The sequence below is a fragment of the Nitrospira sp. Kam-Ns4a genome (assembly GCF_965152595.1).
In genome coordinates, this window is record NZ_OZ224218.1 from 2,499,186 (window position 1) to 2,521,416 (window position 22,231).

The window sequence follows — 22,231 nt, forward strand, 5'->3', positions numbered from 1 at the left end:
TTCGGATTGCGGTCAGCCCAGTTCGTCCCGGACGGCCTGGATCGTCCGCTCGACCTCCTTGTCCGTCAGGGACGGATAAATCGGGATCGAGAGCGCGGTCGCGAAGGCCATCTCGCTCGCGGGGTATCCCTCCAGGCCAAGGTACTGGTGAATCGGCCTGAAGACCGGGCGCCGGCAGTGCACGCCCCGGCGCGCCAATCGGGCGATCGCATCATCCACCCGATGCGGGGACCGGTCGGGCCCGCCCAGCCTGACCACGTAGCGGTAGAAGACGTGGCTGCGCCCCTCCGGCACGTGGGGCAGGATCAGGCCCGTGCCCGCCAGCGCCGCCGAGTAGCGCGAGGCGAGCGCGGCGCGCTGCTCGAGAAAGCCCCGGAGCTGCCCCAGTTGGACCAGGCCTAGCGCCGCCTGCAGCTCGGTCATCTTCCGGTTCCAGGCGGCGGGATCCAGCCGCGGCGCCTCGTCATAGTCCCGGAGCGCCCGGACCCGCTCCAGCACCGCGGGGTCGTTGGACAGCAGCATGCCCCCCTCGCCTGTGCAGAGCAGCTTGGTCGCGTAGAAGGAGCAGACGGTCATGACCCCGACCGTGCCCACGGCCCGCCCGCGCTCGACCGCTCCGAGCGTCTGGGCGCAGTCCTCGATCAGCGGCACCCCGAGGTCCTGGAGCGCGGTCAGGTCCGCCGGCAGCCCGAAGGGATGCGGCACGAGGATCGCGCGGGTGCGCGAGGTCAAGGCCTGGCTCACCTCCGCAGGATCAATGGCAAAGGTCGCGAGGTCAATGTCCACCACCCGCGGCAGCGCCCCCACCCGCGTCACCGCAAGCCACAAGGCGGCGCAGGTGTAGCTCGGGAGCACGACCTCGTCCCCCGACTCGACGCCGAGGGCGAGCAGCGCCGCTTCCAGCGCGGCGCTGCCCGAGCTGAGCGCCACACCGCCGCGCAACCCCAGGAACGCCGCCAGGCCCTGCTCGAACTGCTCCACCCGCGGTCCCTGGGCGAGCTGCCCGGACCGGACGACCGCCGCCACGGCCCGCGCCTCTTCCGGCCCGAGCGTTGGCCGGGAATGGGGAATGCTGGGACGTGCGGCCGCCATGCCTAGATGGTGAGGAACAGGCGGAGGGGGATGAAGCCCTCCGCGCTCTTCACCCGACCCTGGATCCCGCGGAAGTGCGCGGCCGAGCGGACAATATCAACGATCGTCAAGCCTTCGATATTCGTCTTGCGCACCTGGGAGGCGTGCGCCTCGAGGGCCGCGACCTTGTCTTTGAGCACCGGGTCAATGTCCACGAAGACCGTCGGTGAGAAATTCTGGGTCGTCGGGCCTTCGTAGAAGAGCACGTTGCGCGCGTACCGGGTGGCCGTCACCGTGCAGGTGGCGACGTGGCGGTGGTCCTGGTGGGTGTCGTCGTGATAATGGACAAAGATAACATGGGGATCCACGCGGCGCACCACGCTTTCGATCCGCTGGATCAGGCCCCGGTCCAGCGGCACCTTCGTATCGGGGTAGCCGCCCCAGAAGATCCGCTCCGCGCCGAGGATCCGGGCCGCCCGCCCCTGTTCCCGCCGGCGAATGCCCCGGCTGGCCCCCAGCTCGCCCGCAGTCAGCACCATCAGGAACACCCGGTGCCCGTGCTGCGCGTAGCGCACGAGGGTTCCGCCGCAACCCGCTTCGATGTCGTCTGGATGGGCGCCCAGCGCGAGCACGCGAAGCCGTTGCCCCTCGTCGGTCGGCATCCCAACCTCCCCGCAGTCGGTGGCAAGCAGCCCGTCGCTTCGACTGATTTCGCTGCTCGCTCCTTGCTGCCAGCTAGTTCCCACGCGCCTCCCGCAGTCGCTGGAGCGCGGTGTCTCCACACATAAACAACAGGTCGATTGCCGCCATCCCCGGTACAAACGGCTCGTAACATTGGGGATAGACTGGATGCCGGAACGCCTGGAACTCCAGCGCCAGGCCGCTGGCCCGGAAGCGCTGGACATCCATGTACCCGGCGGCGCCGGCGCCGGCGAGATAGCGAGTGGCGCCGACCGCGCGGCAGATGTCAATGAGGCGGTCGGTCGGTTCGCACCGGAGGACCATGGCCGACGACAAGCGCAACGGGGTCGCAATCCCGAAGGCCTCGAGCAACCACCGCAACACCGCGAGGTTCAGCTCGGCGAGCCGCTCCCAAGGACGGTCATAGATGGCCTTAAGGTCGCCCAGGTACCGATCCCGGAACGGCGCCCGGCTGTAATGCATGGCGAGCGCCCGGAGATGCTTCCCGCGCCAATCCACGGACTCGTTGACCCGCACCGCGTCCAGACGTTGGCCGAACTTCTGCAAGACGGGAACCGTCAGCCATTGCCAACCCTCGGCCGTCCGGATGCGGTTCCGGTTCTGCCACTCGCCCTTCTTGAATTGCACGCTGTCCAGTATCACAAAGAGGTCGGCACGATCAATCTTGTCGAGGTACCCGAGCCACGGCATGAACTGGGGCTGGTGAATGGCGACGAGCATGAGCCTCCGCGGCAGCGTCAAACCGGTCTCTGCACAGGAGAGATTAGGATAATCTTTGTAAGCGGCCTTGTGAACCCCCCACAAACACCGGGTTGCTGAGGAGTTCGGCGCCTTCGGTCTCGACAAAGACCCGATAGAACCGTCCCTGGCCCGAGGTCGGCGCCCCATCCGTGAAGGTCTGGTCGAACGGCGTCAGGCCGTCGACCTGCGCCAGCACCTGGCCGGACCGGACCAGCGTCACCCGGATCGGATGGGCCCCGCCGTCGGTGGCTGAAACCGCGACGTGCACGGACAGATCCCGCGCTCCCTGCGGAGACAGCCATTCGCCGGATTCGGCCCACCGGATCCCTCCGTCGCATGCCACCTGGAACCGGTCCAGCCTGAGCCCGAGGCCCCGCCGATATTGCCCGACCGCGTAGAGGCGCCCCGCGTGGAGCGCTTCGAGCAATCCGGCGACGGACCGCTCGCGGACCCAGAGGACAGTCAGGACTTGGTCAAGCTCCCGCGTATCCCGATTCAACCCGTGAAAGGCGAGTTCGCCGACGGCGAAGGGCGGCGGTGCCCGCCGACCGTTCACGTACAGGCCCAGTATCTGGTCCCAGAGGCCGCCCGGATCGGTGACCGTGCGCGTGTCCTGGTAAATGCCGCCGAAGGCCGTATAGCCGCTCGTTTCTATGAGCGCCTCGGGATAGGGGTCCGTCTTGATCGTCACTGGGCCCAGCGGGCCGTAGGAGACGACGTGGAAGTCCCGAGCCTCCGGCATGGACCAGACCGTGACGCCGCCCCTGGCCGTCACCTCGTCAATGAGCGCCTGGTAGGGCCGCTCCCCGAGCCGATCATCGTAGGCGCTGAACCGCGGCGTGCCGGGCGGCCAGGCGTTCCACAGGAGGAAGCCGCCCAGGGCGGCCAGCAGCAAAGCCGCGCCGCGGTGCCGCGTGGCCTGCCGGGACAGGGGTCGGCCGCCCAGCACCGTCCGGTCGGGTCGGCGGAACCAGAGCCAGGCGGCCGGCGCGAAGAGGAGCGCCGGCACGAGGGTCGCCGCCGCCTCCCAGCCGTCGCGGTAGGAGCCGGGGTTGCCGTTGGCCGGCAGCGCCCGGTACTCCGCGGCGCGGGCCAGCCCGAGGACCAGCACGTTCTTCTGCGCGTTGTGCATGGTGAGGGTGCCGTCAAGCAGCGACCCGGTCCAGAAATAGTGCGGCATGACCTCGACGCCGGGGACGAACAGGACGCGCGGGTGGCGCGCCTGGGCCGCCGCCACATCGGCCAGGAACCGCTCCAGCCCGTACTCGAGGACGGACGGCAGCGAGACGGTCCCCTTGAGCACCCCGCGCAGCGGCGGGAGCCCGTATTCGTAGCGCAGCACGAAGTTCTCGGTCAGGACCACCGCATCGAGCCCGGCCCGCTCCGCCTGCGCCGCCAGCTCGTCCAGCGTGAGGTCGCCCGTGCTGATCGTGCTGTGCACGTGGAAGGCGGCCGCCAGCGGCTGATACTCATGATGCGTGAGGGATGACGGATGACGGGTGGGACCTGGAGATCGAGGGTTGAAATCCTGGGCGTAGGCAGCGAGCCCGCTCAGACAGACGAGGCAGGTCAGCAGCCACCCGATCCGCATCTTCTCCCTCCCCTGATTCATCCCTTCTCACCCATCACTCAGCACAGGGCCTCTTTCAGGGCCTCCTCGTAGACCTGCTCGACAGCCCTGGCCATGGCCGCCGCCCCAAACCGCTCGCCGATCGCCCGGGCTGCCGCCTCGCCGAGCGCGCGCGCTCGATCCGGATGGCGCAGGAGGTCGTCCAGCGCCGCGGCGAGCGCCGCGGGATCGCCAGGCGGCACGAGCCGTCCGGTCCTCCCGTCTTCCACGATCGCCGGCACGCCCCCCACCCGACTGGCGATCACCGGGCGTCCCGCGGCCATGGCCTCGACGAGGGCGCGCCCCATGCCCTCGTTCAAGGAGGGGAGGACGAACAGGTCCATCGCGGCCAGGCACGCAGGGACATCGTCCCGATGGCCGAGGAAATGGACGCGGTCCCGGAGGCCGAGTCGCTCGACCAGCCGCTCCAGCTCGCCCCGGAGCGCGCCGCTTCCGACCAGGAGCAGGTGCAGCCGGTCGTGCGCCCGGTGGAGGCGCGCCGCCGCTTCGATCAGCACGCGGTGCCCCTTGACCGGCGTCAGCCAGCCCACCGACCCGACCACGATCGCCTCCGGGGGGAGCGCCACACCTCGAGGCGGCCGTCGGGGCGCGGCGGTCGCGCGACGAAAGCGGTCCAGCTCGATCCCGCTGGGGATCACCGCAAAGCGGTCCGGGCAGCCCACCTTGCGCGCCAGATGCTCGTCCCGCTCCGCTTCCGTCAAGGCGATCAGCCAGGTCGTCCGCCGGGCGAGCAGCCGCTCGATCACCAGGAAGGCCTGGGAAGCTGCCCGGCCGAAGTGGCCGTAAAACACGTGCCCGTGCGGCGTATGCACCACGACGGGCACGCCCGCCAGCCAGGCGGCGAGCCGTCCCACCACGCCGGCCTTCGACGTGTGCGTGTGAACGATCGCCGGGCGCTCCTGTCGAAAGAGCGCCGTGAGCCGCCAGAGTGTCTGGAGATCCTTGACCGGATGAATCGCGCGCGTGAGGCTGGGCACGACCTGCCAGCGAATCCCGGCCTGCTTAAGCCTCCGATAGTTCTCCTCCGCCGCGGCGTCGCCGCCCTGGTCGCTCCACCGGCCGGGCCGGCCGGCCACCACGAGCGGCTCATAGCGGGTCCGGTCATGGCCGAGGACCGTCAGCAGAGTGTTCTGGGCGGCTCCGCCTCGGTCCAGCCGCGTGATGACATGGCAGACCTTCATGTCCGCGAAGCCACCGTCATGCCCCGGCTGTGCTCAGGCCAGCCACTGAGCCCTGTCCCTTCCCGACCGCTTCACCCAGGATCGCCTCGACCCGCTCGCAATGCCGCGCCCACGTGTACTCCGCCTCGACGAGAGCCCGGCCTTTCTCCGAAAGGCGAGCCTGCTCGCCCGGGAGATCCCGGAAGCGACAGAGGAGGCGCCGGATCCCCTTCGCCAGCGCCTCCGCATCCGTCCCTTCCGCGACGAGCCCCGGATCCACGCGGGCCAACACTTCCGGGATCGCCCCGACCGGAGTTCCGAACACCGGTGTCCCGCAGGCCAGCGCTTCCACCGTCACGAGCCCGAATCCCTCCAACTCTTGGGTTGGCAGCACGACCAGGTCCGCCGCCTGGTAATACCCGGGCAGGGCCTCCTCGGGTACGAACCCCAGTAACCGCACGCGATCCTGCAGGCCCAGCTCGCCCACGAGCGCCTCAAGGGTCCGGCGCAGGGGCCCTTCCCCGCCGATCAGCAGCAGGCAATCGCGCCCCTCCGGTCCGAGGGCGGCGACCGCCCGGACCAGCACCTCAAGCCCCATCCGGGGAACCAGATTGCGGACGGTGAACAGCAGGACCTTGCCCGGCGGCAAGCCGAGCCGCCGCCGAACCTCGACCGGATCGTCGGGCGGCTGGAAGCGCGCCGGATCAGCCGCCCCGGGGACGATCCGGATTCGGTTCTCGGCGATCCCGTGGACGGCGACCACCCGCTCCTGCATGAACCGGCTCAACACCAGCACGGGCACGCACCGCCGGACGACTGCCCGCTCGCACCAGAGCCGGAAGCGCAGGTTCATCACCCGTCTGGCCCGCTCAAGCGCGGTCGCGCCCGGTTGCGAGCGGGTCCGGTACTCCTCATGCGCTAAGGAGTGACAGACATAGATCCAGGCGCGCGCCTGCGCGCGTCGGTGCAGCAAGGCACCCAGTCCGGCCAGGGACTGATGGATGACGACGGCATCCACCGTCCGCCGATCGGTCGCACGGTCAAAAGCCTGGCGGGAGCGCCCAAGCGAGGACAGCACGAACGCCGGCTCGCTCCGGCGCGACACGCCGTAGCGGTATTCCGGCACGTCGCCGACGAGCACCTCCGGGCGCGGGTCTCCTTCGGGCGCGCGGGCAACGAGGCGCACCGCGTGGCCGCGGGCGCGCAGCCCCAGAGCCTGTTCCCGCAGGACCCGCTCCGCCCCGCCGATCACCGCCGCGGCGGACACCTCTGCCAGCATGACGATCTTCATAGACTTAGCAAGGAGCCAGCAGCCGAGAGCGAAGCGCCGGGAACCGTCATTCCGGCGAACGCCGAACTCCAGGACCTCCATGCCGGCTACCGCCGGCATGACGATGCCACGAACTTGTGGGACATCCCACGAGCGATCCGCGCTTCGCTAGGAGCTGTTCGCTCGGTCCCGGAGCCACAGCTCAAGGACCAGCAGGGCGTAGAGCTGGTCCGCGAAGTTCCGCCGGCCGGCCTGATGCTCCCGCACCAGCCACCGGACGTACTCGGGCCTGACATAGCCGCGCCGCTTCACGGCATCCTCCGCCAGCAGATCCCCGACCATCTCGCGCAGATCCTCGCGCAGCCAGCGCGCGAGCGGCACCATGAACCCATACTTCGCCCTGGACAGGATCGCAGGCGGCAGGACGCGGCCCAAGGCCCGGCGCATGAAGCCCTTGAGCTGCCACCCCGCATACCGGATCTCTGGCGGAAGCCCAAGGGCGAAGGCCAGGAGCAGGTGGTCGCAGAACGGCACCCGCAGCTCGAGCGAATGGGCCATACTCAGCCGGTCGCCCATCCGGAGCAGGTCGTCCGGGAGATAGGTCTCGAGATCGAGGCCCATGGCGCGGTCGGACGGGTCCGGGGCGGGCCAGCGCTCGAAGCGCGCGCCGTACTCCCCGATCCAGTCCAGGATCCCGCTCTCGGCCCGCAACTCGGATGTGAAGGCATCCGGTCCCCACTCCGGAGGCAGGAAGGTGATCCACCGGCAGTACTGCTCGCTCACCGGCCGATCCCCGTGTCGGAGAAACCGCTTGAGCCGGCCGAGCTGGTCCCGGCTGCCGGATCCCTCCGGGAGCGCCGGGGCGACGTGCCGAGCGAGCCAGGCCCGGAGCGGCCGCGGGAGCCGGGCGTATCGCTGCGCCGCCCGCGCTCCGAGGTACCGGGGATAGCCGCCGAACAGCTCGTCGCCGCCGATGCCGGAGAGCGCCACGGTCACGGAACGACGGGCCACCTCGGAGACCAGGTAGGTCGGAATCGCGGAGGCGTCGGCGAAGGGCTCCCCCATCGCCGCCACGATCCGGGGCAGGAGCGCTGCCGCGTTCGGCGACAGGCGTTCCTCATGGTGCAGGGTGCCGAACCGCTCGGCCAAGAGCCGCGCGGCGTCCAGCTCGTCGTAGGAGCGGTCGGCCGCTGCGCCGTACCCGATCGAGAAGCTCCGGATCGGCCCGTTGGTGACCCGCCGCATCATCGCCAAAATCGAGCCGGAGTCGAGCCCGCCGGAGAGCAGAAGCCCCAAGGGCACGTCGCTCACGAGATGCACCCGCACCGTGTCCGCCAACCGCTCCAGAAACTGCTCCGCCAAATCGAGGGGCGACGCGGCCGGCGGGCGACGCGCCGCCCTCCAGGCGGCCGCCGGGTCATAGTAGCGGCGGGTCTCGATCCGCCCCCTCGAGACCGTCAGCAGCTCGCCTGGCTGGACCTGCCGCACGCCCCGATAGACCGTGCCGGGCCCGGGCACATAGAGGAGCGAGAGGTACTGGGCGACGGCCCGGGGCTCGATCGCCGCCCCCGGCACAGCCTCCAGCAGCGACGGGAGCTCCGAGGCGAAGGCCAGGCCATCCGATCCGCCGCCTCGTCCCGGCCGGATCGCGTAGTAGAGCGGCTTGATTCCCAACCGGTCTCGCACAAGGAGGAGCGTGTCGCGTTCGCGGTCCCAGAGGGCGTAGGCGAACATCCCGCGCAGTCGCTGGACGCCGTCCTCCCCCTCCTCCTCGTAGAGGTGGACCAGCACCTCCGTGTCGCAGTCCGTCGCGAACCGGTGCCCTTTCGCGACCAGTTCATCGCGGAGCTCGCGGTAGTTGTAAATTTCGCCGTTCTGGACGACCCAGACCGTGCCGCTCCTCCGACCGCGCTCAGAGCCGGCCCCGAGCTTGCCGCGGGGGCAGGTCTCATTGGAGATCGGCTGGTGCCCACCCACCGGATCAATCACGCGCAGGCGCTGCGCGCCGAGCAGCAGGCCCGGCTCGAGATGTCGCCCACTCTCGTCCGGCCCGCGGTGGACCAGCCGACGCAACATCCGGTCCAGCTCGGCCTCGGTCCCCTCGCCCAGGATGCCGCAGATCCCGCACATGCCAGTGATCAGCCCTCAGCGGTTCAGTCGAACCAGGTGTAGCGCAGAATGCACCAGAGGCCCCGCACGCCGTCTTTCCAGGTGATCTTCTTCCCCTCGGCGTAGGTCCGACCGTAATAGGAGATCGGCACCTCGTAGATGCGGCAGCCCAGCCGGGCCACCTTGGCCGTCACCTCTTGCTCGAACCCGAACCGGTCTTCCTTCAAGTCGAGTTGCGCGAGGATCTCGCGGCGAAACACCTTGTAGCAGGTCCAGACGTCGGTGAGGTTGACGTTCGTGACCATGTTCGAGAGCGTCGTCAGGACCGTGTTTGCCACGTAGTGCCAGTAGAGGAGCACCCGGTGCGGCCCCCCCAGGAACCGCGAGCCGTAGACGACGTCGGCCACGCCGCGCTCGATGGGATCGAGCAGCGCTGCGTAGTTCTGCGGGTCGTATTCCAGGTCCGCGTCTTGGATCAGCACCAGGGCGCCGTGGGCCTCCTGGAAGCCGCGGCGCAGGGCCGCGCCCTTGCCCCGATTCCGGGGCTGAAAGCAAACGGTGATGTTGTCCACGCGGAGCGCCCCCCCCTCATCCAGGGCCAGTACCGGGGGCTCGGCGGACCGGGCCTTCGCCACCGCTTCGAGAAAGGTCCTGGTCCCGTCCGTCGAGCCATCGTCCACGACGATGATCTCCTTGTCCACCGCGACCGCCTGCACCCGGCGCAGGATCTCCGCGATCGTCGCGCGCTCGTTATAGACAGGAATGACGACGGACAGCCTGGGTGGGGACGATCGGGACATCATCGGCACCTCACAGGTGGACACGTTTGTACATGGAGAGATACGGCTCCGGCAGGAACTCATCGGGTCGGACCGGGCGGGTCAGACCCCACAACACCCGCTGGCCGGCGATCCGCGAGTCCTCGAACCCGATCCCCTGCCGGCGGAGATAGTTCGCCAAGATCTCCCCCAGCGGCTCTCCCTCCGCGTAGATATAAAAGGGCGACGGTGCCGCCTCGACAGCCCTCGTGTAGGCGGGGTACCGGTCGTCCACAAGGGGTCCCGCCAGCGGCGACACACGAACGGCTTCCTGCGTCTCCACCACCAGCGGGTAGGCCAGCTCGAAGCCGGCATACCCGAGCCGCAGGCCGTTCGACTCCAGGAATTGCGCCAAGCCCGGGACCGGGTTCGGAAGCGTGAGCGGCTGCACGACGGTCAAGACGACCCCGGCGGCCGCCAGATACAGCCCGAGGCCGGCCAGCAGGCCCAGGCGAACCTGGTGGACGAGCCGGCTCCCGCCCCCCGTCCTCCACCGGCCGGCGAGCAGGAACGCGGCGAGCGGGACCAGCAAGGCCATGTACCGCGATCTGGTGCTCCCCAGAACGACCACCAGGAAGGCGGAGAGCAGGAGCCAGGCCAGGAGGCTCCCCTCCTGGGAGGCCCCCCACGTGCGCCAACCCAGCCGGTTCGCCTTACGCACCGCCGCCACCGCGGACGCGGCGACGAGGATAAGGAACGCGACAACAGCCGGATAGCTCAGTGTGGCGAGAACCGGATAGTCCCGAAGACTGTACCCGCCGATGGCCACCAACAGGTTCGACCCGACGGTCACCGGATCTACCTTGTGCCGGAGCCCCCGCAGGACGATCTCCAGCCAGGAGAGGCCCTCCACTTCGCTCCGGGAGGAGACGTCCAAGAAAAACCCGACGAATTGCCGGAGCGTCGCGAACGGGTGCACGATATTGTGGAGCAGGAGCGGCCCCATGCCCAGGAGCGCGCAGGCCAGGACCAGGCCCAGTCGCCTCCCGGTCGGCAAGGCCCCGCGGAGCCACAGCAGGAACGGCACCGGGAGCGCCAGGCTGAGGATCAGCGAATGCATCCAGACCCCCGCTCCAGCGACGAACGCCCATCCGCATAGCAACGCGGTCTGTCTCGGGCCGGAGAGCGCCCCGGGCGCGGTGAGCAGCCGCACGGTCAACGCCATGAGCAGGGCCGCCAACAAGTACAGCATCCCATAGTTCGGCTGGTCCATCTGCCACCGGATCGCCGCCGGAGAGACGGCCAGCAGCCCGACGACCAGACAGGCCCGGGACGGCCCCCACAGGCGGTGGGCGGTCCAGCCGACCAGGACCAGCGTCGCCGCCGCATAGAGGAGCAACGTCAACTTGAAGGTCTTCGCGGACACGCCCAGCCAGCCGAAGGCCACCGCGGCGACCATCGCATCCAGGCTCCCCATGTAATGCTGGCCGTAAAACATCAGCGGGAAGCCCGCCCCGTTCAGGATGTGCAGCCCCATGAGCGCCACGACCCCGTCGTCCCCGCTCAACAGGTAGCCCCAGTTCATGACGTGCCGCCATCGCAGCGCGACCCCCGCGGCCACCAAGCCAGCGAGCGCGACCAGGCCTCCTGCGCTCGCCGGGCTTCCCGCCGAGCGCTCACTGACCATCGGCTGCCGAGCCCTTCACGGCCATGATCTCGAGGGAGGGTGCCCAGGCAACGGCGTCGAGCCCACAGGCCCGCAGGACCCGGACTGCCGCGCCGATCATGGCCTTGACGGGCCTGCGCGCCCAGCCGGCCCAGGAGCCGCCGTCCCCGTAGGGATCTCCCGCAGCGGGGAGCGCGACCCGGACCGCTATGGGAACGAAGCCCAGCCGGGGCAGGTGGTACAAGAAGGCCCGACGGCTGAACCCGTAGAGGTGAAAGACTGGGAAGCCGGACAGGCCCATCCATGCCGAAAGCCGCATGAGCCTGGCGTGGAAGGGGCCGTTGGGGACCCGGATGTAGAGCACCCCGTCCTTCCTCAGCACGCGCCGGGCTTCCGCGAGCGCGCCGAATGGATCGCGAAGATGGTCCAGAACGTTGACCATCGTCACCGCATCCGCCTGGTCGTCCGCGAGCGGACAGGGGGGCCAGGCCAGCTCGTAGACCTCGAGCCCCTGCACCCGCGCATAGGCCACGGCCTCAGCGGAAGGATCGAACCCGATGCCCTTCCATCCCGCCGCCCGGCCGGCGCGCAACAAGGCTCCGCCCCCGCAGCCGACATCCACCAGCAGGCCCTTGGCGGGGCGCAACTCGCCCAGCCACTCGATCACATGCGCATGGATATTCTCCCGCTCCGGCCCCGTCTGCTCAGCCTGGAACTGGCCCCAATAGTCGGTCGCATACCACCGGCGCAGTTCCTCTGGCGACGGCAGCGGATCCCTGGCCAGGAGCCCGCACTGCCGACAGCGGAGCGCCTGCCCCTCTCGTCCCAGCCGCACCGGGGATGCCTCGGCACGCCGGCAGGGACAGCTCCGCGCATCGCTCGCAGCGCGCAGCCAGCCAGCAGCGAACCCGGCTGCGTACCAGACCTGACACAGGAGCCAGGTCCACTGTCCGGCCAGCCCGGCGCGGAACAGCCGGCCGCCATAGCGGAGGGTGCGGCGCCAGAATGGGACCTGCAAGGTGAAGACTCCGTGCTCAGCCGGCGTTTCGATAACCCACTGCGGGTAGTGTCGGTTCACAAAGGCGGCCTGCCGGCCGTTGCGGAAGCACTGCCGCAGCAGCGTCCCCCAGGAGCCAGGCGGGAGATGGTGGTAGATGACCCCTGGCACGACGACCACGCGCTTGCCCGCCTCGCGGACCCGCTGTCGTAAGTAGGGGTCGAGGCCCCGCGGGATCAGCTCGTTCTCGCCCCCGAGCGCTCGGAACTCCGCCGTTCGCATCATCAGGCAGGGATGCTCGGCCAGGTCCGACTCCGTGATCTCGCGCACCGGCTCCCAGGAGCGCCGCGGAATCTCGCGCATCGCGCGCCGCACGAACGCCGGGGCGTCCTCCGGCACGACGTTGTTGCCGCCGGCGATCCCGATCTCCGGGTGCGCCTCCAGCACGGCGATGAGTTTGCCGAAGGTGTCGGGATCGGGCAGCGACGTATCGTCGTCGAGCGTCAGCAGGTAGCGCCCCCGCGCGAGGGCCGCCCCGACGTTGATCGCCCGCCCCTGCCGGGGGTCGCCGCGGACCACGATTACCTCATAGGCCTCGCACCGCTGCGCGGAGATCTCTCGCAGGAGCTTGGCGAAGTAGCCCCCCCGCTGGGCGTCCACGGTCGGAATCACGACGGAGAGCCGGACAATCCCGTCTGCCGGGCCTTCCTGCCAGACTTCCCCCGGGGAGGGCTCTGGGTGGGCATGGCGGACGAAGGGGCGGGGCACCGTCGCAGCCGGCCGCCACGAGGCTGCCTGAACGCGTGTATCAAGATCGCGCATCGGGTTGCTCCCCCGCTTCCGATCCCTCGGGTTTCACGGCGATGAGGGCGAAGCCCGAGGCGGCATGCCAGGCCATCGGATGCCGCTCCAAGACGATATCCAGCCAGGAGAGCGGAACGACCAGCCAGCCGAAGACCCTGAGGCCCACCCGGTACAAGACGCCGTTGCCCAGGCTGAAAAGCATGGCCAGCGTTTCCTGAAGCTGCCAGGCCAGCGCGGATGCCGGGCCCGCCACGACCTGGCAGGCCTCGAGCTGAAAGCCGCGCAGGAGCTGCCGGAGGCCCTGGCTTGTCCAGCGGGTGTAGTCGTCTGGTGCGGCATGGACGGTCTGGATGAAGGGCGTCTCGACGAACAAGCGTGCCCCGGGCTTCATGATTCGCCGAAGCTCCCGCACCGCGGCCTCCGGATCCCGAACGTGCTCCAGCACCCCGGTGCAGACCACCGTGTCCACGCTCACGTCCTTGACCGGAAGCCGCAGCAGGTCCCCGCGTACATCCACTTCCTCGCCTGGCAGGAGATCGAAGTTGAACGTCCGCACGGCGAACCGCCGGGAAGCAGACCCGATGTTGATCCGGACTCCCTTCGGGACCCGGTCGGCTTCCTCATGGAGAAACCGCGCGGCCCGGCTCCGGCTGGCCGACGATTGCCAGGTGGGATGCGGGGGCGCCAACCAGGCCCGCGCGCGCACAAATGGCTCGCCCTTCATGCCGACACAAGTTCCCGGTACAGCGCTAGGACTTGCTGGGCCGCCCGCTCCCACGAAAGCTCCCGCGCCCGCGCCAGCCCCTCCGCGATGAGCTGGGCCCGGCGGCCCCCGTCGTCCAGCAAGCTCCGGATGCCATCCGCAATGGCCTCGACCGACTCCGGGTCCACCAGCACCGCCGCCTTCCCCACCACCTCCGGCAGGGAGGTGCGGTCGGCGGTAACCAACGGGACCCCGGCTGCCATGGCCTCGAGCGCCGGGAGCCCGAACCCCTCGCCGAGGCTGGGGTAGAGGGCCAGCACGGCCCCGTGCAACACCAGGGGCAGGTCGTCGTCCGACAGGGAGCCGACCAGGACCACACCCGGCACGTCGCCGCCGAGCAACGCCTGAATTGGCTCCCGGGGCCCGACGACCACGAGGGGCAGCTCCGGGGCGGCCCGGCGCGCGGCGGCGACCGTCCGCATCAGGTTCTTGCGCGGCTCCGGCGTGCCGACCAGGAACACCAGATAGGGCCGATCCAGCCCCAGCCGGGCCTTCGTCTCGGCCAGCCGGGGGTCGTCGGCAGCCACGAAGAAATGCGGCTCGACCCCTTCGTAGATCACGCGAATCTGATCCTCCGGCACGCCCATCAATTCGATCAAATCCCGCCGGGTATGCTCAGAGACCGCCACCACGACATCCGCCCGCGCCAAGGCAATGGGCAACTCCACCCGGTGGCCCCACTCGTTGAGGGACCGATCCCAAAAGTACTCCGGATGCCGCAGGAAGTTCAGGTCGTGCACGGTCAGCACGCGCTTGGCAGTCCGCGCCGGAGGCAGGACGAAGTGGGTGCCGTGAAAGACGTCCAGCGGGCCGGCGAGGGTCTCCACAGGTGGCCAGCCCAGCCGGTCCCAGCAGGCTTGGAGCAGGCGCCGGGGCACACGCAGGCGGACATCGCGCACGGCCGCGCCGCCGTGCCGCCAGGGTGCATGCGCGGCGCGGAAGTCGGTGCTGACCAGGACGAACTCGTCCGACGGGGCGGCCGCCACCATCGCCGACACCAGGGCCCGAATGTACCGGGCGATGCCGCCGTAGGGGAAACTGGCCTGATAGATGTCGATCCCGATTCTCACGTTAGGAGTCGGCCGCACCTGGCGAGATGGTCGCCCGAAAGGCATTCAAGGTCCGGTCAGCCGCCAGCACTCGGAAACCCAGACGCCCCAGGGTCTCGATGACCTCGTCGAACCGCATCGGATTATCGTAGCGGGCAAAAAAGGCGTCCAGCGTGTCGAGCTTTCCCCACTCGATGAGCTGCTCGTCCGTCAGCGGATGAAAGCCCTTGTAGTCATAGACGGGCAGGACAAAGTCCAGGAGCTGCTTGGTCTTCCCCGGCAGAAACGGCTTGAGCCGCCAGCGCAGGCGCAGAATCGGCTCGGCGTACCGCTCCAGGAAGTCGAGAAACGACTCGTAGGTCCACATCCGCTGGATGATGGGGCGGAACAGATACTTGGCATCGAGCCGGCCGAGCCGTCCCGGCGCGTAGATGTCGAAGGCGACGACCCCTCCCGGCGCAACCCATTTCCCCAACTCGGCGATCGCCCGGACCGGATCCGGCGTATGCTGCAACACCCCGCGACAGAAGACCAGGTCGAAACGCCTCGCCATCGGGGGCATCGCGAGCAGGTCGGCCTGGGCCGGCACGAGGTTCCTAGCGCCCAGCGCAGCGTTGACGAAGATCGCCTCCGAGAGATCCACGGCCACGACGAGACCGGCGTATTTGACGAAGTATTCCGTGAAGCGGCCGGCACCCGCGCCGATCTCCAGGACGGTCTTGCCGGCAAGCCGCTCAACCGGTTCCCCGATCAGCGCCTCCAGGTACGCGCGCGAGATGGTGGTCCCGTTGACCGAGTCAAGTTGGACGTCGCGGAACCGGGCCCATTGCTTCCCGAAGTTCGCCGCGTAGTGCGGGCCCGGCACGAAGGACGGCACCGCGCAGTCGCACCCGGTCAGCCGCCCCTTCACAACAGCCACCGCGCGCGGCTCCGCCCTGAAGATATCGCGGAAGTCCGGTGGTCGGTCCATCATCGCCGCGCCTCAACCTCCTGGCCGTCGCGCCTGTCCCGTTATGGGGACGCCACGGCGACCAACCGCGTGTGCCACGTGCCCGGCAAGCGGCATCCGGGCATCTCGATGAAATAGAGCAGCCGCAGCAGCCGGTACCAGGCCCACCGCACCGCTCGATAGGCCAGGTGCCGGGGCGTGAACTTGAGCGGCCACCGTTCCGCGACGAACCGGACTTCGCGAAACCCGGCCATCATGAGCACCTGACGCAGGCTCAGCTCCGTGAACACCAGCTCGTGCGTAAAGTCGTTGTACCGCACGTAGGCCGTCGTCAGCCCAGCCGCGTTCGGTACGTTCACGACGAGCACGCCTCCCGGGCGCAGCCCCTGCTTGAGCGTGCGGAGGAACGCCACCGTCCGGGGCTTGGGAATGTGCTCCAGGACGTCGTTGAGCGTAATGGCTGCGTAGTGCCCGGCCCGCTGGGCCAAAAAGGCTTCCGCCTCCGCGACATGGACGGGGAGCGCCACGTGCTTTCTCGCTTCGGCTGCCTGCTGCGGGGACAGTTCCAGCCCCTCGGCCCGCCGGTATCCCTTCAGCTCCAGGAACTTCAAGAAATGCCCGCCGCCGCAGCCGACATCCAGGATGGGCGCCTCTCGGTCCTGGGGCAGACAGTCGTAATAGTATTCCTCGTACCCCCGCGCAGTCAGATCGAAATCCAGCCCGCGATGCAACTCGCCGAAAAACGTCTCGCCGTACCGATCGAACTGATCCTCGCTCATCGTCCCGCTTCCTGCACCAGAGCTAGCACCTCACGCAGACGCAACGCGGCCCGTTCCCACGTGTGCCGGCCGGCCTGCTTCACCCCCTTCTCGGCCAACTCCGCCCGGCCGGCGTCGTCGCCGACGATGCGGACCAGGGCCGCGGCCCACGCCTCGACGTCGCCTGGCGGCACCAGCACCGCCGCGTCTTCCACCACCTCCCGCACCGAGGGAATGTCGGAGGCCACGACTGGCGTGGCGCAGGCCATCGCCTCCAGGGGCGTCGCGCACCAGCCTTCGTAAAAGCTCGGGTGCACCAGGGCCAGGGCGGCGTTGTACAACTGGACCAGCGTGTCGTCTTCCTGCCCCACCGGCCCGAGGAAATGGACCAGGGGCTGCAACCCCGACCCGGCGACGAATGCCCGGGCCCGCTCGATCTCCCGTTCGAACGGGCCGGCCAGGACCAGATCAACCCCTGTGATGTGCCGGCGTGCCGCCGCAAAGGCCTGCAACAACCCCATGATGTTCTTGTGTCGGCCGACGACCCCGACGTACAGCAGGAAGGGCCGCGTCACCCCGAAGCGCCTGGCCACGGCCGCCCGGCAGGCCGCTCGATCCAAGGGTGTGAAGACGGGGTCCACGCCGTGCGTCACGACATGGATGCGCTCCGGCCGCAGATCGGTGAGGCGCAGCAGGTCCTGCCTGGTGCTCTCCGAAACAGCCAGAAAATGATCCGCGCGCCGGCACGCATAGGCGTAGGCCTGACACAGCACCCGAACCTTGTCCGGCTCGCAGAGCTCGGGAATGGCCAGGTAGGCCACGCCCCGGATCGTACAGAGCACCGGCGCCTGCCGGGCCGGCGGGAAGTACAGATCGGGCGCGTAGCACACGTCCACCGAGCCGAGCCAGGACTCGACCGCTGGGACGCCGAGGTGGCTCCACAGCGGAAGGAGCCCCCGCATCGGAAGCCGGGAGACCCGCTCCGACCAGCCACGTCCGTTCGGAAACGTGAGCCGGCCCGGCGTCCTGCCGCTGCGGTCGAAATAGAGCAACACCCAGTCATCCTGGGGACACAGTCGGATCAGGTGCTGGATGAGATTACGCGTGTGCCGCCGGCCGGCCCGCTCCCCGTGCAGCACCATCGTCGCATCAATCCCGATCCGTGCCATGCTCCTCACGAAAGGGCGAACAGCCAATGGCCAAGAGCCTTGAGCAGCGTGCCATCTGCCGTGAGCGATTGTCTCGGTCCCACCGGATCAGATTCTCCTGACCAATCCGCCATACACACGCTTGGCGGATCGGTAGAAAAGGGAATCCTCCGGCAGGGATGACCGCAGCCAGTTCGCCGGCTTCGCCAGCAGCCTCTCCGCATGGACTTTGACCTTGTGCCGAAAGAAGTCGAGCGGCGCCCGTTGCCGGTACGAGCGGAAATAGGCCCGGAGCTCCTCACGGGTCCGGGCCTGACCGTTGTCGGCGTACTTCGCGACGTAGGGCGAGAAGTCCGGGTAGAGGCCACCTGTGCCCCAGGATCCGTGGAGGGTGGTTTTCATGAAGTTGCCGATCAAGAGGTCGTCGAAGACGTGCGCCTCGATGGCGCACAGGAGCGAATGCCGCGGCACCTCGAACGTAATCCCCTTGTGGAAGCCGCGTGACCGCAATTCGATGATGTGGTCGGTCCCGCCGACCCGGAAGTTCACATAGTCCATCGCCCGGCCCAGGTGCGCAATGGACTGGAAATACGTCCGCAGCCGGTCCACGTCCCGGCGGTCCAGCGGGTCCGACCACACGTCCCCGAAGACCGCCGGGTCGAGGCAGCGATCCGGACATTCCGGCGGTCGGATCTCCTCCACCCGATCCCGCTCACAGTCGTAGCGGATGAACGCGGGGAGGAGCTCCGCCGTCCGGGAGTTGAACCCCTTGGCATAGTCGTCCAGCCGGGTGACATACTCGTTGGCCCACAGGCTGTCCCGGCGTTGGTACTTGTGCAGGGAGCTGAACGGGACGAAGAACCGAGTGCCGAAGTAGTCGGTCAGCCCCGCAATGTAGCGCCCGGGAGGCTCCTTCTTGGCCGCCTCCGGCAGGATCCGGTGGCCCGCCTCGTCAAAGAAATTGATCATGTCCGCATCGCCATACCCCGAGATGGCGAGCAGGAAGGAGACCTTGGACTGCCGGACCAGCTTGCGGACGAAGTAGCCCCAGCCACGGTCGGTCGCATCGTTCGTGTTGACGAGGAGGACCCCTCCCAGCTCGATGAGCAGGACCGCGTCTTGATTGTAATCGGGCACGCACAGGACCCGGAGGCCGCGCGACAATTGGATCCACGTCCGGTCCGGCATCACGTGGACCGTCAATCCTTGGGCCTCGAGGTCCCGGCGGATCCGCCCTCCGTAATGATCGGGTAAGAGGATCTGCTTGCCGCGCAGACGCTCAAGCGACGCGGCGCTGAGGTGGTCCGGATGGCCGTGCGACACCCAGACGAAGCGGCACGAGAGAATCGCCTGCATCTGCTCGTCGGGGATCTCGTGCGAGAGCGACCAGCTTCCGAAGTAGGCCGGGCCCAGGATCCAGGGGTCTGTGACGAGCACCGGCCGCCCCTCGTCGTAGCAGATCAGGGAGGCATTGCCGATTGTCTCAAACCCGCAGGTGAGGCTCATGGTGCCCTTTCCGCTCACGCGAAGAGCGAACAGCTCATGGTTCGAAGCCCGGGCTGCTAGCTATCGGCCATTCGCGACTCGCTGCTGTTCATCCGCCGCAGCCACCCCTCCAGCACCAGGAGCGCATAGAGATCGTACCGGGGCTCCGCCGAGGGAGCTCGCCGCCGCAGCGCCACGATGGCCTGTGCGTCCATCCACCGCGTCACGTGGCTGCCGGGCCCCAGGCACTCCGCGTCGAACCGCGCCAGCAATCCGTCGCGGAACCAGCGGTCCAGCGGTGGGGAGAAGCCCTGCTTGGGGCGGTCCAGCACGCCGGGCGGCAGCCTGGGCCGGACCACCTCGCGCAAGAGGCGCTTCCCCTCCACCGGCCAGGGGCTGACCAGCCACTCCGGCCTGAGCGACAGGGCGAACTCGACGAGGCGATGGTCCAGGAACGGCACGCGCACCTCGAGGCCGTGGGCCATGCTCATGCGGTCCACCTTGGTCAGCATGTCGTCGGCGAGCGGCGTCGCGAGATCCAGCCAGAGTGCCCGGTGCACGGGATGCCAGCCGTCGGTCACCTGCAGGGCTGGGCCGGGCAGGAGCCGCAGCGCCGGCTCTCCCCCGCTCGCCCGCTCTGGACCGAAGAGCGCCAGGCGGTCTTCGGCGGACGTGATTTCCCGCTCCCGGACAAACCGCTCGGCGTCGGGCAAGGCAGCCAGTTCCAGCATGTCCGGCAGAGCGCGCCGGCGCCCCGCGCGCCAGGGGGGCATCCGACGGAGCCAGCGGGCCAGCCCCCCTGCCCCCGGCAGGGCCGCCTGCAGCGCCGCGACCCGGTAGCGGCCCGTGTAGCCGCCGAACACTTCATCCCCGCCATCCCCTGACAGGACCACCTTTGCCATCGGCCGGGCCGCTTGGCAGAGGGCGAAGGTCGGCAAGGCCGACGCGTCGGCAAGCGGCTCGTCCATCGAGGCCAGCGCCTGGGCGAAGAGGTCCGACGGATCCGGACGCAGCGTGACCTCATGGTAGCGCGTGCCCAGGTGGTCGGCCACCCGCCTGGCGATCGGGGCTTCGTCCAGACCCGTGTCGGGAAAGGAGACGCAGAAGGTGTCCAGCTTGCCGTGACGCTGGGCAAAGGCGGTGACGGTGGAGGAGTCCACGCCGCCGGAGAGAAAGGCGGCCACCGGCACATCGGCGACAAGATGGGATCGAACGGCCGAGTCCAACAGGCCGGCGAGCGCCTCCCGGGCTTCCTGCCTCGATCCCCGCCACGCGGTCCGCTTCGGGATCCAGTAGATCCGTCGCTCCGATTGCCCTCCATGCCACACCAGCCGCTCCGCCGGCAGCAGCTTCCGCGCTCCTTTGAGGATGGTCCTCGGCGCCGGGACATAGGACAGTGCCATGTACTCGTAGAGCGCCTGCGGGTCGATCTCGGCCCCGACCATCCCGCCCCGCACCAACGCAATCAGCTCGGAGGCGAAGGCCAGCCCGCCGTCGGTCTCGACCACGTACAGCGGCTTGATCCCGAACCGGTCCCGCGCCAACAGCAACCGGCGGCGCGACGCGTCCCAGAGGGCGAAGGCGAACATGCCGTCCAGAGACGACAGACAGTCGTCGCCGTAGTCCTCGTAGAGATGCAAGATGACCTCGGAGTCGGAGGCGCTCCGGAACCCATGGCCCCGCTGCTGCAGGTTCGCGCGAAGCTCGCGGTAGTTGTAGATCTCCCCGTTGACGACGAGGTGCAGGGACCCGTCTTCGTTCACCATCGGCTGTCGGCCCGTCTCTCGGAGATCAATGATGGCGAGCCGCGTATGGGCTAAGGCGACGCCGTCCAGCGCCACGACGCCCTGCCCGTCCGGCCCGCGGTGGCGCAGCGCGAGCGCCATGCGCCTGACCTGATCCTCCAGCAAGGCGGCGGGCTTCCCCGGCGCCACGATCCCGGCTATTCCGCACATGACCGGCCTGGCCCCCGTCGACCCACCACCGATTCCTCCGCCAACCGTTGCTCGATGAACCGCATGGTCTCCTCCGCCGCCTGCCGCCAGCTCCGATACCTCCGCACATAGTCCCGCCCCTCCCGCCCCAGGCGGGCCCGCAGCGGCGCCTCCGCGAGGAGGGTCCGCCATGCCCGCTCCATGGCCGGCGGGTCCTCGGGAGGGACGACAAGGACCCGCTCCTTCAGCAGCGCGTAGCTCGCTGTGTCGGGCAGGTCCGTCGCCACGACCGGCAGCCCCGCCGCCATGTAATCCCAGAGCTTCAGCGTAATGCAGCCGTTGCGCTGGCGGATGTTCTCCCGCGCCAGCGGCAGGAGGCCAATGTCCGCTGCCTGAAAGTAGCGGGCCACGTCCTCGTAAGGAACCTGTCCCGGCATGATGACCCGGCTGGCCAGTCCGAACGACCGGCTTCGCGCCCGCAACCGCTCCCAGGGAGGCCCTTGGCCGACGAGCACCAGCACCGGCCGAGGATCGGCGGCGGCCAACCCGGCGAAGGCCTCCAGCACGGTATCCAAGTCGTGGTGGGGATGGAAGCTGCCGGCAAAGAGCAGGATCGGCACGCCCGCCGGGAGGCCGAGCTGCTGGCGCGCCGCTGGCTTGTCGCCCGGGGCAAAATGCTCGACGTTGGTCCCCAGCTCCTGCACGGCCACATGGCTCGCAGGGATGCCGTAGGAGGTCCGGATCCGCTCCGCGGTGCCGACGGTGCTCGCCAGGATCCCGGTCGCACTCCGGTAGAGCGCGCGCTGGCTTCGCTCGATGGCGCGCAGCTCGCGCGCCGAGGCGCCGGTGAGGCGGAGATCGTCGAGCAGCCACCCGTTGACCTCGACGAAGAGCGGCACCCGGAGCCACCGGGCGAGCCGGGCCAGGAACGGGTGATAGGGCATCTCACGAGCGTAGAGGAGGTCGAAGGGGGCCTCCCGGTGGAGGCGCCACAGGCGCCAGGCGCTCTCCAGGGAGAAGACCTGTTGCCGCCGCCGATCAAATCCCCACCACCGGACCCAGACGTGGCGGACCTGGCCCCAGGTCTGCGGGCGCAGGGGACGGGGCAGGATCATCGTCACCGCATGCCCCAGGGCCGCCAGTTGCTCCGCCACCTCGCGGGTGTGCACGAGGCAGGCATTGGCCACATCCGTCTCGACCAGCGCGAGATAGGCGATCCGCACGGCGCCTCTGCTCC

18 protein-coding genes are annotated in these 22,231 nt (G+C 69.1%); all 18 read right to left on the reverse strand.

The window, feature by feature from the left end:
- Nucleotides 1-12: 12 nt before the first annotated feature.
- Nucleotides 13-1,092 carry a DegT/DnrJ/EryC1/StrS family aminotransferase gene (locus ACWHYQ_RS12510; protein ID WP_447972454.1) on the reverse strand — a complete coding sequence of 360 codons (1,080 nt, stop codon included), beginning with the start codon at nucleotides 1,090-1,092 and terminating at the stop codon, nucleotides 13-15.
- A gap of 2 nt (nucleotides 1,093-1,094) precedes the next feature.
- Nucleotides 1,095-1,733 (reverse strand): PIG-L deacetylase family protein, encoded by a 639-nt coding sequence (locus tag ACWHYQ_RS12515; RefSeq protein ID WP_447972455.1) that lies wholly within the window; start codon nucleotides 1,731-1,733, stop codon nucleotides 1,095-1,097.
- A gap of 73 nt (nucleotides 1,734-1,806) precedes the next feature.
- Complete coding sequence (locus tag ACWHYQ_RS12520) at nucleotides 1,807-2,493, reverse strand: WbqC family protein (RefSeq protein WP_447972456.1); 687 nt, start codon at nucleotides 2,491-2,493, stop codon at nucleotides 1,807-1,809.
- Between the two features lie 43 nt (nucleotides 2,494-2,536).
- Nucleotides 2,537-4,126 (reverse strand): PHP domain-containing protein, encoded by a 1,590-nt coding sequence (locus tag ACWHYQ_RS12525; RefSeq protein WP_447972457.1) that lies wholly within the window; start codon nucleotides 4,124-4,126, stop codon nucleotides 2,537-2,539.
- Between the two features lie 17 nt (nucleotides 4,127-4,143).
- Entirely contained in the window at nucleotides 4,144-5,325 is a 1,182-nt protein-coding gene (locus ACWHYQ_RS12530) for a glycosyltransferase family 4 protein (protein WP_447972458.1), read from the reverse strand.
- Nucleotides 5,326-5,341: 16 nt separating this feature from the next.
- The gene (locus ACWHYQ_RS12535) at nucleotides 5,342-6,583 is read right to left on the reverse strand and encodes a glycosyltransferase family 4 protein (protein WP_447972459.1); all 1,242 of its coding nucleotides are present in this window, start codon (nucleotides 6,581-6,583) and stop codon (nucleotides 5,342-5,344) included.
- A 159-nt stretch (nucleotides 6,584-6,742) separates the two neighbouring features.
- A complete protein-coding gene (gene asnB, locus ACWHYQ_RS12540) occupies nucleotides 6,743-8,704 on the reverse strand; it encodes an asparagine synthase (glutamine-hydrolyzing) (protein WP_447972460.1) in 1,962 nt (653 codons plus the stop codon).
- Between the two features lie 23 nt (nucleotides 8,705-8,727).
- Nucleotides 8,728-9,483, reverse strand: coding sequence for a glycosyltransferase family 2 protein (locus tag ACWHYQ_RS12545; protein WP_447975565.1), 756 nt, complete (start codon nucleotides 9,481-9,483; stop codon nucleotides 8,728-8,730).
- A gap of 10 nt (nucleotides 9,484-9,493) precedes the next feature.
- Nucleotides 9,494-11,128 (reverse strand): hypothetical protein, encoded by a 1,635-nt coding sequence (locus ACWHYQ_RS12550; RefSeq protein WP_447972461.1) that lies wholly within the window; start codon nucleotides 11,126-11,128, stop codon nucleotides 9,494-9,496.
- The gene (locus ACWHYQ_RS12555) at nucleotides 11,118-12,926 is read right to left on the reverse strand and encodes a methyltransferase domain-containing protein (protein ID WP_447972462.1); all 1,809 of its coding nucleotides are present in this window, start codon (nucleotides 12,924-12,926) and stop codon (nucleotides 11,118-11,120) included. The genes ACWHYQ_RS12550 and ACWHYQ_RS12555 overlap by 11 nt, the downstream gene beginning before the upstream one ends.
- Nucleotides 12,913-13,632: a methyltransferase domain-containing protein gene (locus tag ACWHYQ_RS12560; protein ID WP_447972463.1), complete on the reverse strand. Its 720-nt coding sequence runs from the start codon at nucleotides 13,630-13,632 to the stop codon at nucleotides 12,913-12,915. Before ACWHYQ_RS12560 ends, ACWHYQ_RS12555 begins: the two co-directional genes overlap by 14 nt.
- Nucleotides 13,629-14,741 (reverse strand): glycosyltransferase family 4 protein, encoded by a 1,113-nt coding sequence (locus ACWHYQ_RS12565; protein WP_447972464.1) that lies wholly within the window; start codon nucleotides 14,739-14,741, stop codon nucleotides 13,629-13,631. The genes ACWHYQ_RS12560 and ACWHYQ_RS12565 overlap by 4 nt, the downstream gene beginning before the upstream one ends.
- Before the next feature lies 1 nt (nucleotide 14,742).
- Nucleotides 14,743-15,693, reverse strand: coding sequence for a class I SAM-dependent methyltransferase (locus tag ACWHYQ_RS12570; RefSeq protein WP_447972465.1), 951 nt, complete (start codon nucleotides 15,691-15,693; stop codon nucleotides 14,743-14,745).
- 38 nt (nucleotides 15,694-15,731) lie between these two features.
- Nucleotides 15,732-16,448: a class I SAM-dependent methyltransferase gene (locus tag ACWHYQ_RS12575; RefSeq protein WP_447972466.1), complete on the reverse strand. Its 717-nt coding sequence runs from the start codon at nucleotides 16,446-16,448 to the stop codon at nucleotides 15,732-15,734.
- Nucleotides 16,445-17,596, reverse strand: coding sequence for a glycosyltransferase family 4 protein (locus ACWHYQ_RS12580; RefSeq protein ID WP_447972467.1), 1,152 nt, complete (start codon nucleotides 17,594-17,596; stop codon nucleotides 16,445-16,447). The genes ACWHYQ_RS12575 and ACWHYQ_RS12580 overlap by 4 nt, the downstream gene beginning before the upstream one ends.
- An 87-nt stretch (nucleotides 17,597-17,683) precedes the next feature.
- On the reverse strand, nucleotides 17,684-19,081 hold the full coding sequence (locus ACWHYQ_RS12585) for an MBL fold metallo-hydrolase (RefSeq protein WP_447972468.1): 1,398 nt from the start codon (nucleotides 19,079-19,081) through the stop codon (nucleotides 17,684-17,686).
- Between the two features lie 56 nt (nucleotides 19,082-19,137).
- A complete protein-coding gene (gene asnB / locus ACWHYQ_RS12590; RefSeq protein ID WP_447972469.1) occupies nucleotides 19,138-21,015 on the reverse strand; it encodes an asparagine synthase (glutamine-hydrolyzing) in 1,878 nt (625 codons plus the stop codon).
- Nucleotides 21,003-22,217, reverse strand: a complete 1,215-nt coding sequence (locus tag ACWHYQ_RS12595) for a glycosyltransferase family 4 protein (RefSeq protein ID WP_447972470.1) — start codon at nucleotides 22,215-22,217, stop codon at nucleotides 21,003-21,005. The genes asnB (ACWHYQ_RS12590) and ACWHYQ_RS12595 overlap by 13 nt, the downstream gene beginning before the upstream one ends.
- Nucleotides 22,218-22,231: the final 14 nt, after the last annotated feature.